This window comes from Bradyrhizobium daqingense, from assembly GCF_021044685.1.
Taxonomy (GTDB): domain Bacteria; phylum Pseudomonadota; class Alphaproteobacteria; order Rhizobiales; family Xanthobacteraceae; genus Bradyrhizobium; species Bradyrhizobium daqingense.
On the sequence record NZ_CP088014.1, the window covers coordinates 102,203 to 118,439 of the forward strand.

Genomic DNA, 16,237 nt, shown 5'->3' on the forward strand with positions numbered 1-16,237 from the left:
CATATGACCGTGCCCACCTCACCCAAGCGAACTGCCCTGCTCAATGCCGCGCGCGAGCGCATCCTCGTGCTCGACGGCGCCATGGGCACGATGATCCAGAACCTCCAGCTCGACGAGGCCGCCTTCCGCGGCGAGCGCTTCAAGAACTTCCATCGCGACCTGCGCGGCAACAACGACCTGTTGATCCTGACCCAGCCGCAGGCGATCGAGGACATCCACGCCGCGTACTTGCGCGCCGGCGCCGACATCGTCGCGACCAACACCTTCTCCACCACGTCGATCGCGCAAGCCGATTACGATCTCACCGACATCGTCTACGAGATGGCGCGCGAAGGCGCCCGCCTCGCCGGCAACGCGGCACGGCGCGTCGAGGCCGAAGACGGCAAGCCGCGCTTCGTTGCGGGTGCCATCGGCCCGACCAACCGCACCGCCTCGATCTCGCCCGACGTCTCCAATCCCGGCTACCGCGCCGTCACCTTCGACGACTTGCGCAAATCCTACGGCGAGCAGATCAACGGCATGCTCGACGGCGGCGTCGATCTGCTGCTGGTCGAGACCATCTTCGATACGCTGAACGCCAAGGCGGCGCTCTATGCGATCGCCGAGATCACCGAAGCGCGCGGCATCGACGTTCCGGTGATGGTCTCGGGCACCATCACCGACAAATCCGGCCGCCTGCTCTCGGGCCAGATGCCGGAGGCGTTCTGGAACTCGGTGAGGCACGCCAAGCCCGTCACTATTGGTTTCAATTGCGCACTCGGCGCCGAGGATCTGCGGGCGCATATCGCCGATATCGGCCGCGTCGCCGACACGCTCGTCTGCGCCTATCCGAACGCCGGCCTGCCCAACGAGTTCGGCCAGTATGACGAGAGCCCGGACTACATGGCCCGCCTGATCGGCGAATTTGCGCGCGACGGCCTCGTCAACATCGTCGGCGGCTGCTGCGGCACCACGCCGGACCACATCGCGGCGATTGCGGCCGCCGTCGCCCCGCACAAGCCGCGCATCGTGCCGGAGATCCAGCCGCGCCTGCGGCTCTCCGGCCTTGAGCCCTTCGTGCTGACGGACGCCATTCCCTTCGTCAATGTCGGCGAGCGCACCAACGTGACGGGCTCTGCGAAATTCCGCAAGCTAATCACCGCCGGCGATTACACGGCCGCGCTGCAGGTCGCGCGCGACCAGGTCGAGAACGGTGCGCAAATCATCGACGTCAACATGGACGAAGGCCTGCTCGATTCCGAAGCGGCGATGGTGACCTTCCTCAACCTCGTGGCCGCCGAGCCGGACATCGCCCGCGTGCCCGTGATGGTCGACTCGTCGAAATTCTCCGTGATCGAAGCCGGCCTGAAATGCGTGCAGGGCAAGCCGGTCGTCAACTCGATCTCGATGAAGGAGGGCGAGGAGAAGTTCATTCACGAAGCCAAGATCGCCCGCCGCCATGGCGCGGCCGTCGTCGTCATGGCCTTCGACGAGATCGGCCAGGCCGACACGTTCGCGCGCAAGACCGAGATCTGCAAGCGCGCCTACGACATCCTGGTGAACAAGGTCGGCTTCCCGCCCGAGGACATCATCTTCGATCCCAACATTTTTGCGATCGCGACCGGCATCGAGGAGCACAACAATTACGGCGTCGACTTCATCGAGGCGACGCGCTGGATCCGCCAGAACCTGCCCGGCGCACACATCTCGGGCGGCGTCTCCAACCTGTCGTTCTCGTTCCGCGGCAACGAGCCGGTGCGCGAAGCCATGCACTCGGTGTTCCTGTATCACGCCATCAAGGCCGGCATGGACATGGGCATCGTCAATGCCGGGCAGATGATCGTCTATGACGACATCGACGCCGAGCTGCGCCAGACCTGCGAGGACGTCGTCCTCAACCGCGATGCGGGCGCGAGCGAACGCCTCTTGGCGTTGGCGGAGAAATTCCGCGGCAAGAAGACCGAAAGCAAGGAAGCCGATCTCGCCTGGCGCGAATGGCCGGTGGAAAAGCGGCTGTCGCATTCGCTGGTGCATGGGATCACCGAATTCATCGAGCAGGACACCGAGGAAGCCCGCAAGAGCTCGTCGCGTCCGCTCGACGTGATCGAGGGCCCGCTGATGGCCGGCATGAACGTGGTCGGCGACCTCTTCGGCGACGGCAAGATGTTCCTGCCGCAAGTGGTGAAGTCGGCGCGCGTGATGAAGCAGGCGGTGGCCTGGCTGATGCCCTTCATGGAGGAGGAGAAGGCACGCAATCTCGCCAACGGCATCGGCACCGAGGGCTCATCGTCCGCCGGCAAGATCGTGCTGGCGACGGTGAAGGGCGACGTCCACGACATCGGCAAGAACATCGTCGGCATCGTGCTCCAGTGCAACAATTTCGAGGTCATCGACCTCGGCGTGATGGTGCCCGCGGCGAAGATCGTCGAGACCGTGAAGGCGGAGAAGGCCGACATCGTCGGGCTGTCGGGCCTGATCACGCCCTCGCTCGACGAGATGGCGTTCTTCGCCGGCGAGTTGCAGCGCGAAGGCCTGAAGCTGCCGCTATTGATCGGCGGCGCCACCACCAGTCGCGTGCACACCGCCGTCAAGATCGACCCGAGCTATCGCGCCGGTCCTGTCGTGCACGTCAACGACGCCAGCCGCGCCGTCGGCGTTGCCTCCGCACTGCTGTCGCCGGAGAAGCGCGAGGCCTATGCCGCCGACGTCCGTGCCGAATACGCAAAAATCTCGGAGGCGCATCTGCGCGCGCAGGCCGACAAGAAGCGCCTGAAGCTCGCCGATGCCCGCGCCAACCGCGTTCCCATCGATTTCGCGAAGAGCAAGCCGATGAAGCCGACTTTCCTCGGCACCCGCAGCTTCGACGAATACGATCTTGCTGAATTGGTGCCCTACATCGACTGGACGCCGTTCTTCCAGACCTGGGAGCTCGCGGGCCGCTTCCCCGCCATCCTCGACGACGCCAAGGTCGGCGAGGTCGCGCGCTCGCTCTATGACGACGCGCGCAAGATGCTCGACACCATCGTGAAGGAAAAATGGTTCCGGGCGCGCGCGACGATCGGCTTCTGGCCGGCCAATGCGCAAGGCGACGACATCGTGCTCTATGCCGACGAGAGCCGTACCAAGCCGATCGCGACGCTGCACACGCTGCGCCAGCAGCTGGAGAAGCGCGAAGGCCGCTTCAACGCGGCGCTCGCCGACTTCATCGCGCCGGCAGGCGTGCCCGACTATATCGGCGGCTTCGTCGTCACCGCCGGGATCGGCGAGGATGCGGTCGCCGATCGCTTCAAGATGGCCAACGACGATTATTCCTCGATCCTGTGCAAGGCGCTGGCCGACCGCCTCGCCGAGGCCTTTGCCGAGCGCATGCATGCCCGCGTGCGCCGCGAGTTCTGGGCCTATGCACCGGACGAGGCGCTCACGAGCGAGGAGCTGATCCTGGAAAAGTACCAGGGCATCCGTCCCGCGCCCGGCTATCCCGCCCAGCCCGATCACACCGAGAAGGCGACGCTGTTCGAGCTGCTCGACGCCGAAGCAACCGCCGGCGTGAAGCTGACCGAGAGCTTTGCGATGTGGCCGGGCTCGTCGGTGTCGGGGCTCTATTTCGCAAACCCTGAGAGCTATTATTTCGGCGTCGGCAAGATCGAGCGCGACCAGGTCGAGGACTACGCCGCGCGCAAAGGCATGACCGTAGCGGAGACGGAGCGCTGGCTCGCGCCGGTGCTCAATTACATCCCGTCGCGGGAGGACAAGGCTTTCGCGGCAAGGCCGGCCAACGACGAGACGCCTGAGGACCTCGCCTCGCACCCGCCGGGCTGTACCTGCGCGGTGCATCTGGTCTGGCAAAGGAAGCGCGCTGGGGCGGGGTAAGCGCGCCTCCAAAACCGAAGTGAAAAAACAACCCCATGCACAGTAGCGATGGGGTTGAAAAGTTTGAATAATTTCTGTCTTACCGAAAACGGTTTGCGACGTCGGGCAAAACAGGGGTATTATTGCATCATCGGCTGGTGCGCGCGGTGACGCAAAGGCGGTCGATGGGTTCTGTCACTCTCCCACACACACACGATGCCCATCCTCCCCTGGAGGGGGAGGATCGGTTCGCATGCAGCGTAGCGGAATGCGGACCGAGGTGGGGTGAAGCCAAGAACGAGATCGCTGAGAGCCTCGAGACGGCGCGAATCGAAGCAGCGAGATCCGGGATGGTCTGTCACCCCGCCCCGCTCGCGCTGCGCGCGATCGACCCTCCCCCTCCAGGGGAGGGTAAAGATCACCCCTTCGGCGGTGCCAGCGGCTGTGCGATCTCCCTGAATGGCGCCAGGGCCTCGCAGCGCTCGGCATGCGCGCTCAGTGCCGGATAGCGCGAGGCGTCGAACAGGTGCGGGTGGGCCTCGCGGGTGAAGCGGACGACGCAGGCGACTGCGACGTCCGCATGGCCGATGCGCTCGCCCAGCCAGTACGGCGTCGTCACCTTGGCACGCTCGGCCTCGAGCACGGCGAGCACGTCCGCGATCTGCGCCTGGCAGCGCTCGACCCACAGCGAAAGCTGCTCCGTCCGCAGCACGCGCTCATAGAGCAGGCTCACCGCCTTGTCGCCGAGGCCGGAGGCGAGCGCGCAGATGCGCAAATGCTTGCGCCGCTCGGTGCCGCCGCGCGGCAGCATCGCCTTGTCGGGGCCGACGAAGTCGTCGAGATAGTCCAGGATGATCGTGCTCTCGATCAGCGCCTCGCCGTCATCGAGCACCAGCGTTGGCACGCGGCGCAGGGGATTATAGGGCGCGATCTTGTCGGCGTCCCCGAAGGTCGACCACGGTCTGTGCTCGAAGGCCAGCCCATAAAGCCGCAACGCAATCGCGACGCGGCGGACGAAGGGGGAATCGTATTGGCCGATCAGGAACATCTGCGCACCTCTTGTCATTGCCGGGCTTGACCCGGCAATCCATCTTTCCTCAGATTAGAAAGCGATGGATGCCCGGATCAAGTCCGGGCATGACCGACCGGAGTTCATGGTACGCATGCGATATCTGCAATTTTGTCTTCTCGCGCCCTTCGTCGCGGCCACCGCGGTCCACGCCCAGGACCGCCCAATCGGCTTTCTCACGCCCTCGAAGAACATCGCCTGCCAGTTCTTCAGCAATGACGGACAGGGCGTGCTCCGCTGCGACATCATAAACCTGGAGGTCCGCCCGCGCCGGCCAGCCGATTGTGAGCTCGACTATGGCCACGCCTTCGAGATGAGCGCGAAGGGCGCTGCCGGCCGCATCTGCGCCGGCGACACCGTGATGGACGCCTCGCTTTCGGTGCTTGCTTATGGCGAGGTGTGGCAGCGCGGGGGATTCACGTGCCGGTCGGAGCAGAGCGGGCTGACGTGCTTCAACGCGATGCAGCGGGGTTTTTCGCTGGCGCGGGGGAGGCAGGAGGTGTTTTGAGAAGCTGCAGAACACTACACTAAAACGTCCCTCTTTCGCGAAGCAACATCTATTGCTCGCACTAGTTGAGAACAGCTATAGTGTGGCCATTCATGCAATTTCTCTGAATACAATTGCGCACACGCTCCATGAATTGCGGGTTTTATCTGTTCGTCGATGAGGCAGGAGACGAAGGTCTTGAGCGAATAAGGCCTATCGACGTCGATGGTGCATCTGAGTACTTCGTTTTGTGCGGTGTCCTAGTTCGGACCAGCAAATATCCAGAACTGGTACAAGCTTTTGGCAGGATAAAATCGGAGATCGGACTGCCCGCCTCCGAACAAATCCACTTTCGTGATCTAAGCGAGGAGCAGAAGCTCATTGTGACCCGCGCGATCGCCGGCCTTAGACTGGAACTGATAGCGATAGTGTCAAACAAACGAAACATGCGCGGCTACAGAAACCTGCGATGTGAGGCGAGGAGCATGGAATTCTCTCGTGGCCGACTTCGGCCTCGCAGATACAATTGGTTCTACAACAGCCTATTTCGTTATCTTCTTGAGCGAGCAAGCGCTGAATGCAGACGGTGGACCTACCGTGCCTACGGAGAGACCCGCTCGATGCAGATTATCTTTTCACGCCGAAAAGATCTTTCGTATTCGCAAACCGGAGCGTATCTCATAAAGCTTAAGACCGAGCGGCGCGATCGAGGATACTTTAATAACAAGGGAACAATCGATTGGTCAGTCTTGAACGTCTTTGACATTGACAGCCGCAAACATAAAGACGAAATCGGCCTCCAGATCGCCGATTGCGCGGCGAGCGCTATTTATCGGGCTCTTGATGAATCGTGGTTCGGAAATGTGAATCCGGTCTACCTCGAACTCCTCAATAAGAAATTCGCTCGGGTGAGCACGTCCCCAAGGGACTATGGATTCAAGTTGCTACCAGATGGATTTCGCGGACCAGTATCGACAGATCAGCGGCGCGGTCTACTCTCGGTCGGGTATAAGCTACAATCGTAGCCAATGGAGCAAAGCATTTTTCTGGGTGCTTTCCCGCATACCGCTTCGCACGCCCAGACCCGCGTGATCCTGCGATCTCCTGCGCACGATTCATTTAGAGGCGGGCGGCGCGTGTTGCGATCAGGGTGCGCGGTGACGTCGTGATGCCCCCCGCCGCCGGTGCTGGCTTATAGGGGCGTGGCAGCGCGAGGGATTCACTTGCTGGCCGAAGCAATCTGGATCGACATGCTCCAATGCGACGCCGCAGGAGTTTTTACCGACGGGGAAAGCAGGTACCATTCTAAGGTCTGCTGGCTCGAAAGAGCGCACTCAAACAATGCCTGCCCTCTCAAGAGCTCTTTCAAGCTCCCTCTCTGCTCGACCCTTCACCTTTGAGCGAAAGTCGCGCAATTGTCGTGAGATCGTCAAACCTTTCGCACCAAAGATTTTTACTGCACGACGTGCGTAAGTCCAGAACGTCCATTTCCGGTAATCGTCTGCCACCTCTGCGAAGTCTTGCACACGACCAAATCTTTCAATCAGCTTCTCGCAGTCCAAATGTCCTCATAAAAAGGAAGCGTCCTTGCCAGGATATCTTTTCACAAGAGAGACTGCGGCAGACCGAGCATTGCGCGTGACCTTCCGATAGAGATTGGATAACGTGCTGTCTCGGATGAAAACTTTCCTTCCGTCAAACCGGAAGCCTAGATATTCTAATCCGTTCTTGTCCTGCTCACCTTGGACCAAAGTGCAAACTTGAGTGCTGCCCTTTGAACTGAATACAAACACGGAAGATTTCTTTTCTTTGATGACAAGCTTCTCGCCAAACTTCTTGATCATGACTCGCATATCGTACGCTAACGACTTCCCAACATCCTCTCCTCCGGGACAGATCAAGAGGATATCGTCTGAATATCGAAAATAGACACCTCCTAGCTTCGCAATGCGCTCGCGAACTGCGCAGTCAAATTTCAGGAGATAGATATTTGCCAGCAAATCGGAGATGGGAGAGCCTTGTGGGATTCCGTAATTTTTCAAATTGACATCGACAATACTCTTCGAGCCGTCCCCCCCCCAGCGATTTTCTGTCTAAACTCGAGTCCGCTGCACAATTGCTTGGGCATGTCCTTATAAGAAACTAGATATCCGCTGGAGGGTTTCCCAGATTTTGAGGAGGGTTTAGGACCAAAATATCCAAGGCGCTCATAGACAGCTTGTTTTTCGACAACGGTATATCTTGTAATTGCGCGAAAGACTCTGAAATGGTCCTCCGGCAGCTTCTTCACACCCAATAGCTCACACCACGCTGCCTTTAATCGATCATGATCCAACGATTCGAAGAAGCCACTGATATCAAGCGCAACCACGCAGCAGTTTCCGAGCTTACTAATCGTATCAAACGCATCTCGAGCAAAGTGAATGTTGCATTTCCCTTTACCGTCCTCGTCCATTATTCGTCGATACGCCAGAATCGAATCCGATAATGCGTTACTGGCTAGAGCAGCCTCATAAGCTCTTGAGAGGACGTGACGATAATAGGAGAAAATGTACGCATCGCCCCGAGCAGAATACCGGATAGGCCGCAGCTTCACATCGCCTTGTTTGCCTAGCGGGGCGAAACGCGTCCAACGGTCCGAGTACAATAGGAAGGGATAAAATGTGTGCGACGCAACAGCCTTAGGATCGGTAGCTAGCTTAGTGGCAGCCGCGATAGAGAGCTGAGCGTCGAAATGGGGGTAGCGCTTCAAATTCTCGGAAGCAATCTTCCAAGTATCCATCGTGCCTCCCAGAGCGAGAGAGGGTGAGGTAACCAGTTGCGGTCCGGTTATGACCTCACCCTGCACCGTTAGCAGCGAGTCCACTCGAAGACTCTTACCCGCAAACAATCGACTTTGTAGTCTATACTGTCGTCCAGATGCTACGCACCCGGCGCGACTGCGCCTGCGCCGATACGGAGTTCACCATTCTGATGGCGATCAATATCATTGCAAACTTCAGCCTTGACAGTTTCAACCGTCACTCCGGCTCCCCCGAACGGATCTTCGTAGCCGGATAACACCCCAAGTTGAGGAATGCTTCCGCAATTTAGGTCAATCTTCTCGGCTTTCAAGTGGGCGCCCGAGCGAAACAACCCCTACTAGATAGTTGGCAGAAAGTTTTATCTCTTGACACAAGTGGCATCGGCACGGCGATTCTCTCCGCCGGCTCAGCAATTGCTCGAAGGCGCTCTTTAGGCGCTACTCCCACCCAGCGAACGCGGCCAGTTACAACTGGATGATCGGCACGTGCCGCGCCACATCGCGCGGCGCGGTGCCGTCGAGGCGCGGGTCGTCCTCGACTTCGATCTGGCGGCGGAAGGGCCGGAAGCCGGAGCGCTGGTAGAATGCGACGGCGGAGGGATGGTCGAAGGTGCAGGTGTGCACCCAGACGCGGCGGAGATCGCGTGACCATGCGATCTCCAGCGCGCGGTTCATCAGGAAGCGGGCGGCGCCGGTGCCGATGAGACCAGCGGTGACGCCGAAATAGACCAGCTCGCACTGGCCGGGCTCGCGGAAGTCGAGCTCGAGCAGGCCTTCGTCGCGGCCGTCAAGGACGAGAGTGTAGACTTCGATTCCGGCTGCGTGGATGATCGCCGCGAGCTCGGCGTCGGTCATGCGGGCGCGCGAGAACCACAGCCAGTCTTCGCCGACGCGGCGGAAGAGATCGCGATACCAATCGAGCGCGGGCGCGTCGACCTTGCGCAGTCTCCATGCGCCAGGGGGATCGGCGCGGGGCGCGGGAGGTGCGGTCATCTCGAGATGGGTGACGACGGCTGCGATCTTGCCGGCGGGCACGTCGGAATAGCCGTCAGGGAGGATCATGCGAGTTGCTTCTTTCCGTTATGGGCGAGCGGGCGGCGCCGTTTGAGGAGCGACAGCAGCGCGGCACTCCGTCATTGCGAGCGCAGCGAAGCAATCCAGGATCTTTCCGCGGAAGCAGTCTGGATTGCTTCGTCGCAAGGGCTCCTCGCAATGACGACGTGGACACAGTTGGCGCGCCTCGCGGCATCGAGCTGCGACGCTGTACCTACGCCTACCCCTCCCCTTCATCACTCGCCAGCACGCCCCTCACTGCCCTTGCCCAGCCTGCGAGCTTCTTCTCGCGTGTGGCCTGGCTCATATTTGGCTTGAAACGGTGCTCGAGGCGCCAGTTGTCGGCGAACTTGGTCGGCTCGGGATAGACGCCGGCGTTGAGGCCGGCGAGATAGGCGGCACCGAGCGCGGTGGTCTCCTGGATCACGGGGCGGTCGACCGGCGCATCCAGCAAATCGGCGAGGCGCTGCATGGTCCAGTCGGAGGCGGTCATGCCGCCGTCGACGCGGAGCACGACGCTGGCGGTTTCCGAGCTCGGCCAATCCGCACGCATCGCGGCCCAGAGATCGAAGGTCTGGTAGCAGACGCTTTCCAGCGCGGCGTGGGCGAGCTCGGCGGGGCCGGTGTTGCGGGTGAGGCCGAACAGCGCGCCGCGCACGCGCGGATTCCAGTAGGGGGCGCCCATGCCGACAAAGGCGGGGACGAGATAGACGCTCTGCATGGAATCGGACTGATCGGCGAGCGGGCCGGTCTCGGCGGCGTGCTTGATGATGCCGAGCCCGTCGCGCAGCCATTGCACCGCGGAGCCTGCGACGAAGATCGAGCCTTCCAGCGCATAGGTGCGCTTGCCATCGAGCTGATAGGCGACGGTGGTGAGGAGCTTGTTCTTGGAGACCACAGGCGTGGTACCGGTGTTGAGCAGCGCGAAGCAGCCGGTGCCATAGGTCGACTTCATCATGCCGGGCCGGAAGCAGGCCTGGCCGATGGTGGCAGCCTGCTGGTCGCCGGCAATGCCCGATATGGCGATGGGGCCGCCGAACAAATCCGGCGTGCTCTCGCCGAAGCGGGCGGAGGAGTCCTTCACCTCGGGCAGCATCGAGCGCGGCACGCCGATGATCTCCAAGAGCTCGTCGTCCCACTCTCCGGTGTGGATGTTGAACAGCAGCGTGCGCGAGGCATTGGTGGCGTCGGTGGCGTGCACCTTGCCGCCGGTGAGTCGCCAGAGCAGATAGCAATCGATGGTGCCGAACATCAACTCGCCGCGCGCGGCGCGCGCCCGCGCGCCGGGGACGTGGTCGAGAATCCAGGCAACCTTGGTGCCGGAGAAATAGGGATCGATGATCAGTCCGGTCTTCTGCGAGATCACGGGCTCGCGACCGTCGGCTTTCAGTTTGGCGCAGATGTCGGCGGTGCGGCGGTCCTGCCAGACGATGGCGCGGTGCACGGCCTGGCCGGTGGCGCGGTCCCACACCACGGTGGTCTCGCGCTGGTTGGTGATGCCGATCGCGGCGATGTCCTTTGCCGTGATGCCGGCATGCTCGATCGCCTCGCGGCACACCATCACGGTCGAGGTCCAGATGTCCTCGGGCTCGTGCTCCACCCACCCCGACGCCGGAAAATGCTGCGGAAACTCGGCTTGCGCCTTCGCCGCAATGGAAATATCGCCGCGAAACACGATCGCGCGCGAAGAGGTGGTGCCCTGGTCAATGGCGAGGACGAAAGACATGGCGGCTTACCCTGGTGTTTCCCCCTGGAGGGCATCATTGTGTCGCGCCAAAGAAACGGGATTGCCGCCATGAGGTCAAGGTGGCCGTCCTCTTACCCTCCCCTGGAGGGGGAGGGTCGATCGCGCGAAGCGCGAGCGGGGCGGGGTGGGGCCGCAAAGGAGGTCTCTCGTTCCTAGTCGAAGCACTTTTGCCGCACATCAGACAAACCGCATTCGCGGATAGTCCGTCACCCCACCCCGCTGCGCATTGCATGCGCAACGACCCTCCCCCTCCAGGGGAGGGTAAGGGAAGTGGCCCGCAGCGTAGCTTCGACGGTGCTTCATAGGCACGGCTTTCGCCTCGCGCGAGCCGTATAGCTCGACATAGATCCGTTCGAGCACGGCGGTCAGGTCGGCCGTGATCTCCGAATTCCAGAACCGGATAACTAACCTTCGCGTTCCAGCCAGCGTTGGCGTTCGAGGTCCTGTGCGGCCGTGTCGTCTTCATTGTGGTGCCCGCCGTCGAGCTCGATGACGAGGCGCTTGGCCGGGCAGAGGAAGTCAACGATGTAGGGGCCGATCGGCGCCTGCCGGCGGAAGTGCGAGCCCTCGATCGGGAGCTCATTGAGCGCACGCAAGATCCGCTCGTGTGGAGTGGTGTTCGCCCTGAGCTTCTTTGCCGCGGCTTGTCGGATTGATTTCGAGACCATCAGTGTGGCTTCACCCCACCCCGCTCGTGCTTCGCACGAGCGACCCTCCCCCTCCAGGGGAGAATAAGAGAGACGTGCCTGCAATGCAACCTCTGGTCATTCATAGTCGGACCGTCGCCGTCGTCGTGCTGCACCTCCATCGCGCGAGACTAGGACCGTTTCCGCAAAAATGCTACACGCCGGGCCGGGTAAACGGGGCGACATGACTTTCACCTCTTTTCAGTTCGGCATCTTCGTCGCGGTGGTGTTCGGCGCCTATTATTTGCCGCCGTTGCGCGGCTTCCAGGTGCAGCTGCTGGTGGCTGCGAGCGTGTTCTTTTACGGCTTCGGTCAGCCCGAGCTGCTGCCGCTGCTGCTGGTCGCGGTGCTCGGAACCCATGTCTGCCTGGTGCTCGCGTTCGAAAACCGAAGCGTGTGGATGCCGGCCGGCATCGTCTTCAACCTCGGTCTGCTGGCGTTCTTCAAATACAAATTCCTGTTCGTCGATGCCGCAGCAAGCCATCTGACCGGCGTCGCGCCGATCGATTTCCTGCTGCGGCTGCCGCTGCCGATCGGCATCTCGTTCTTCGTGTTCCACAACATCAGCCTGCTGGTTGACTTGACGCGCGAGAAGCGCAGCGTCGGCCTGCGCGAGGTGTTCCTGTACATCATCTTCTTTCCGCAGCTGGTGTCCGGCCCGATCACGCGCGCGGCCCAGTTCATGCCGCAAATCGTTCCGAAGCGGATCAACGACGTCGCCTTCGCTGAGGCCGCGAAATGGATTCTGGTCGGCTATTTCTTCAAGCTGTATGTGGCGAACAACCTCAACGAGATGACGTCCTATATGGACTTCCCGCTCTACGAGACGCTGCGCACGCAGGACCGCTGGCTGCTCGTGTTCCTCTACAGCTACCAGATCTATGCCGACTTCTTCGGCTATTCGGCGATCGCGCTCGGCCTCGGCCTGTTGTTCGGCTATCGCCTGCCCGTGAACTTCAACCTGCCCTACATCTCGGCATCGTTCTCGGAGTTCTGGACGCGCTGGCATATCTCCTTGTCCACCTGGCTCAGGACCTATCTGTACATCCCGCTCGGCGGCAACCGGCACGGGCGGATGCGAACCTATCTCAACCTGATGATCGTGATGACACTCGGCGGGCTCTGGCACGGCGCGAGCCTGAGCTACGCGCTGTGGGGCATGGCGCACGGGCTGCTGCTCGTGATCGAGCGGCCGTTCCTGAGGCTTCTCGGCGATGCAAATCCTGCGGTGCGGGCGATCCGGATGGGCGCCGTGTTCTTCTGCGTGACGATGCTGTGGATCTTCTTCAAGCTGCCGAACTTCGATCATGCGCTCGACTACCTCGAGGGCATGTTCGTCGCGACGGATGCGCCCAATCCGCCGAAGCTGTTCTATAACCTCGCGCTACTCTACGCGCTGCCGGTGATCATCCAGCATGCCGGCATCGGCGCGCTTATGGAAGGCCGGTTGCGGCGATGGGAGCCGTATCTCTATGGTACGCTGGCAGCGCTTGCCTATCTCGAGGCCGGGCCCGACAGCGCCTTCATCTACTTCCAGTTCTGATCATGCGGCAGGATTCGACGCTTTCGTGGATGGTCAAATGCGCCGCTGTCGCGGCGGTGGTGCTGCTCGTCTGCGGCTTCGCCACCGCGCGCTTCGGCTCGGCCCTGCAGCAGCCGGCCGTCACCACCCGCGACGGCAGCCTCGTCACCCTCAACCGCTATGTGCGCGAGCCCACGCCTGACATCGTGCTGGTCGGCAGCTCGGTGACGTGGCGCCTCAAGGAGGAATATTTCTCGCTGCCCAGCGTCCGCAATCTGGCGCTGGCCGGCGGCTCGCCGGTGACCGGGCTCGAGATCGTCGCCCGGCAGGCGCGCCTGCCGAAAACCATTCTCATCGAGACCAACGTGCTGTCGCGCGAGCCCGACAGCGCGCTGATCGAGAGATTCTCGCATGGCGCGGGCGTGCAGGCCTCGTTGCTGCGCCCGCTGCGCACGGCGGTTGCAGCCTATGAGACGTGGAATCACGCGCCGCCGGATCCGGCCCAGGCGCGTGCCGAACGCGATCGCCTGCTCGGCCAGCCGCCTGATCCGTTCGACAACAGGGTCTATCTCGACCGTGCCGTGGCGCAGATGAACGAGGGTGATCCGACTGTGCCGGTTCGCGCCAATGCGATTCGCATCCAGCAGCTCGTCGAGGAGCTGCAGCGGCGCGGCGCGCGCGTCCTCCTCATTCATGTGCCCTTCGCGCCGGAGATCGAGGGCTCGCGCCTTGTCAGGACGACCCGCGAGATCGTCGACAACGCCTTTCCAGATCGCGGGCTTTGGCTTCCGGTCGAGCCGCCGCGCAGCGAGCTGCGCTGGGCCGACGGCGTGCATCTCGACGAACGGTCCGCCCTGATCGTCGTGCGCGCGATCGAAGGCGCGCTAACCGCGCGTGCCGCTACTACACCGCCGCGGTAGTCACGCCGCCGTCGATGACGATGGTCTGGCCGGTCATGAAGCTCGAGGCGTCAGAGGCGAGATAGGCCACGGCGCCGGCGATCTCGTCGGGCTCGCCGATGCGGCGCAGCGGCGTGGTGGCGGTGCGGCGCTTCAGGTTGGCTTCGTCTTCCCACAGCGCGCGGGCGAAATCGGTCTTGACGAGGCCCGGCGCGATGCAGTTGACACGGACGCCCTTCGGGCCCCATTCGCCCGCGAGCGAGCGACACAGCGCGAAATCGGCAGCCTTCGAGATGCCGTAGGCGCCGATCACCGTGGAGCCGCGCAGGCCCCCGATCGACGAGATGATGATCACCGAGCCGTTGCCGCGCTCGGCCATTTGCGGAATGGCGAGCGCCGAGAGCCAGATGTTGCTCTTGACGTTGGAGCCCATGATCTTGTCGAAGGCTTCGTCCGTGATGTCGAGCAGCGGTCCGTAATACGGGTTCACTGCGGCGTTGCAGACGAGGATGTCGATCTTGCCGTAATGCTTCGTCGCGCCCGCGATCAGCGCCTCGACCTCGTTCTTGCGCGCGATGTTGCAGGGAATGACGATGGCATCGCCGCCGGTCGCATTGATGCCGTCGGCGACCTCCTTGCATGCATCCGCCTTGCGCGAGGAGACCACGACCTTGGCCCGGAGCCTGGCGAGCAACTCGGCGGAGGAGCGGCCGATGCCGCGGCTGGAGCCGGTGACGACGGCGACCTTGCCGGTGAGATCGAACGGAGTGTTTTTCATTGTTGTTGCTCTGCTGATTGCGCTCATTCACTCCGCCGTCATGGCCGGGCTTGACCCGGCCATCCACGCCTTCGGACTGCCAAGACGTGGATGCCCGGGTCAAGCCCGGGCATGACGACCTTTGTGTGGCTCCCGCCTTGCGCGGCAGCGTCAGATCAACCCGCCCGCATCAGCGACGCGGCGCTGATGGTAGTCGGTGTCGCCAAAGGTGTTCTCGATCATGGTCAGGCGCTTGAAGTAGTGGCCGATCTTCGCCTCCATGGTCATGCCGATGCCGCCGTGGAGCTGGATCGACTGCTGGCCCACGAATTTCAGCGACTTGCCGATCTGTACCTTGGCCGCGGCGATGGCATTGCTGCGCTCCTTCGCGTCCTCGAAATCACCAGCCATGGTCGCGAACATCGACATCGAGCGCGCCTGCTCGGCGGCGACGAACATGTCGGAGGCGCGGTGCTGCAGGGACTGGAACGAGCCGATCGCGACGCCGAACTGCTTTCGCGTCTTGATGTACTCGACGGTGGTCTTCAGCGATTCGTCCATCAGGCCGACCGCCTCGGCGCAGAGCGCGATGCGGGCTTCGTCGACGACGCGCTCGATCAGTGCGAGCGAATCCTCGGGATTGCCGAGCACGGCGTCCGGACCGATCTCGACGCCGGTGAAGGTGATGTCGGCGGCGTGCAGGCCATCCTGGGTTGGATAGCTCTTCTTCGCAACGCCCTTGGCGTCGGCGGGGACCAGGAACACGCCGATGCCGGTCTTGTCACGGCGGTCGCCCTTGGTACGCGCGGTGACGACAAGCGTGTCGGCGTTCTCGCCGTTGAGCACGACGAATTTCTCGCCGTCGATGACCCAGCCATCGCCCTTCTTCTTCGCTGTCGTCGAGACGTCGAACAGATCATAGCGCGCGTTCTTCTCGAGCTGGGCGAACGCCAGCGTCTTGCTGCCGTCGATGATCCCTGGCACGTGCGCCGCCTTCTGCGCGTCGGTGCCGGCATGGCGCAGGAAGCCGCCGCCGATCACGACCGTTGCAAGATAAGGCTCGAGCACCAGCGCCTTGCCGAGCGCTTCCATCACGATCATGGTCTCGACGCCGCCGCCGCCGAAGCCGCCATCGGCTTCGCTGAACGGCAAGCCGAGCAGGCCCTGCTCAGCGAGCTTGAGCCAGACGGTTTTGCTCCAGCCGCCCTTCTCCTTCATGTATTTCTTGCGCTGCTCGAAATCGTAGGAATCGGTCAGCAGGCCGTCGATGCTTTCCTTGAGAAGCCGCTGCTCCTCGTTCAGATCAAAATCCATGTTTTTTGGTTCCTCGTACCCGGAATTATTTGGCTTCGTCATCCCGGGGCGCGCATCGCGCGAGCCCGGGAT

General features: G+C 62.2%; 14 protein-coding genes. 5 read left to right on the forward strand and 9 right to left on the reverse strand.

Features of this window, described 5'->3' with window-relative positions; genetic code table 11:
• Positions 1-3: 3 nt before the first annotated feature.
• Positions 4-3,849 carry a methionine synthase gene (metH, locus tag LPJ38_RS00485; protein ID WP_145630832.1) on the forward strand — a complete coding sequence of 1,282 codons (3,846 nt, stop codon included), beginning with the start codon at positions 4-6 and terminating at the stop codon, positions 3,847-3,849.
• Between the two features lie 397 nt (positions 3,850-4,246).
• On the opposite strand, the gene LPJ38_RS00490 is transcribed toward metH, so the two are convergent.
• Positions 4,247-4,876 carry a glutathione S-transferase family protein gene (locus tag LPJ38_RS00490; RefSeq protein WP_145630831.1) on the reverse strand — a complete coding sequence of 210 codons (630 nt, stop codon included), beginning with the start codon at positions 4,874-4,876 and terminating at the stop codon, positions 4,247-4,249.
• 106 nt (positions 4,877-4,982) lie between these two features.
• Here LPJ38_RS00490 and LPJ38_RS00495 point away from each other — a divergent pair, with 106 nt between their 5' ends.
• Together LPJ38_RS00495 and LPJ38_RS38215 are read left to right on the forward strand one after the other, a co-directional pair.
• Complete coding sequence (locus LPJ38_RS00495; protein ID WP_231088555.1) at positions 4,983-5,405, forward strand: DUF6636 domain-containing protein; 423 nt, start codon at positions 4,983-4,985, stop codon at positions 5,403-5,405.
• A gap of 128 nt (positions 5,406-5,533) precedes the next feature.
• Positions 5,534-6,409: a DUF3800 domain-containing protein gene (locus tag LPJ38_RS38215; RefSeq protein WP_404438576.1), complete on the forward strand. Its 876-nt coding sequence runs from the start codon at positions 5,534-5,536 to the stop codon at positions 6,407-6,409.
• 543 nt (positions 6,410-6,952) lie between these two features.
• Here LPJ38_RS38215 and LPJ38_RS00500 read toward each other — a convergent pair.
• The 6 genes from LPJ38_RS00500 to LPJ38_RS00525 form a co-directional block, all read right to left on the reverse strand.
• Positions 6,953-7,426, reverse strand: a complete 474-nt coding sequence (locus LPJ38_RS00500) for a reverse transcriptase domain-containing protein (protein WP_158644752.1) — start codon at positions 7,424-7,426, stop codon at positions 6,953-6,955.
• A complete protein-coding gene (locus LPJ38_RS00505) occupies positions 7,423-8,166 on the reverse strand; it encodes an RNA-dependent RNA polymerase family protein (RefSeq protein ID WP_145630828.1) in 744 nt (247 codons plus the stop codon). Before LPJ38_RS00505 ends, LPJ38_RS00500 begins: the two co-directional genes overlap by 4 nt.
• Positions 8,167-8,306: 140 nt before the next feature.
• On the reverse strand, positions 8,307-8,498 hold the full coding sequence (locus LPJ38_RS00510; RefSeq protein ID WP_145630827.1) for a hypothetical protein: 192 nt from the start codon (positions 8,496-8,498) through the stop codon (positions 8,307-8,309).
• A 154-nt stretch (positions 8,499-8,652) separates the two neighbouring features.
• Positions 8,653-9,249: a GNAT family N-acetyltransferase gene (locus LPJ38_RS00515; RefSeq protein ID WP_145630826.1), complete on the reverse strand. Its 597-nt coding sequence runs from the start codon at positions 9,247-9,249 to the stop codon at positions 8,653-8,655.
• A gap of 211 nt (positions 9,250-9,460) precedes the next feature.
• A complete protein-coding gene (gene glpK / locus LPJ38_RS00520; RefSeq protein WP_145630824.1) occupies positions 9,461-10,966 on the reverse strand; it encodes a glycerol kinase GlpK in 1,506 nt (501 codons plus the stop codon).
• Positions 10,967-11,391: 425 nt separating this feature from the next.
• Positions 11,392-11,583: an endonuclease domain-containing protein gene (locus LPJ38_RS00525; RefSeq protein WP_231088556.1), complete on the reverse strand. Its 192-nt coding sequence runs from the start codon at positions 11,581-11,583 to the stop codon at positions 11,392-11,394.
• A gap of 274 nt (positions 11,584-11,857) precedes the next feature.
• On the opposite strand from LPJ38_RS00525, the gene LPJ38_RS00530 reads away from it, so the two are divergent.
• Positions 11,858-13,216 (forward strand): MBOAT family O-acyltransferase, encoded by a 1,359-nt coding sequence (locus LPJ38_RS00530; protein WP_158644751.1) that lies wholly within the window; start codon positions 11,858-11,860, stop codon positions 13,214-13,216.
• Positions 13,217-13,245: 29 nt separating this feature from the next.
• Positions 13,246-14,115, forward strand: coding sequence for a hypothetical protein (locus tag LPJ38_RS00535; RefSeq protein ID WP_145630822.1), 870 nt, complete (start codon positions 13,246-13,248; stop codon positions 14,113-14,115).
• On the opposite strand, the gene LPJ38_RS00540 is transcribed toward LPJ38_RS00535, so the two are convergent.
• Together LPJ38_RS00540 and pimD are read right to left on the reverse strand one after the other, a co-directional pair.
• Complete coding sequence (locus tag LPJ38_RS00540) at positions 14,099-14,872, reverse strand: SDR family NAD(P)-dependent oxidoreductase (RefSeq protein ID WP_145630821.1); 774 nt, start codon at positions 14,870-14,872, stop codon at positions 14,099-14,101. The two genes, LPJ38_RS00535 and LPJ38_RS00540, sit on opposite strands and share 17 nt — an antisense overlap.
• Before the next feature lie 150 nt (positions 14,873-15,022).
• Positions 15,023-16,165 (reverse strand): pimeloyl-CoA dehydrogenase small subunit, encoded by a 1,143-nt coding sequence (pimD, locus tag LPJ38_RS00545; protein ID WP_145630820.1) that lies wholly within the window; start codon positions 16,163-16,165, stop codon positions 15,023-15,025.
• Positions 16,166-16,237 lie beyond the last annotated feature (72 nt).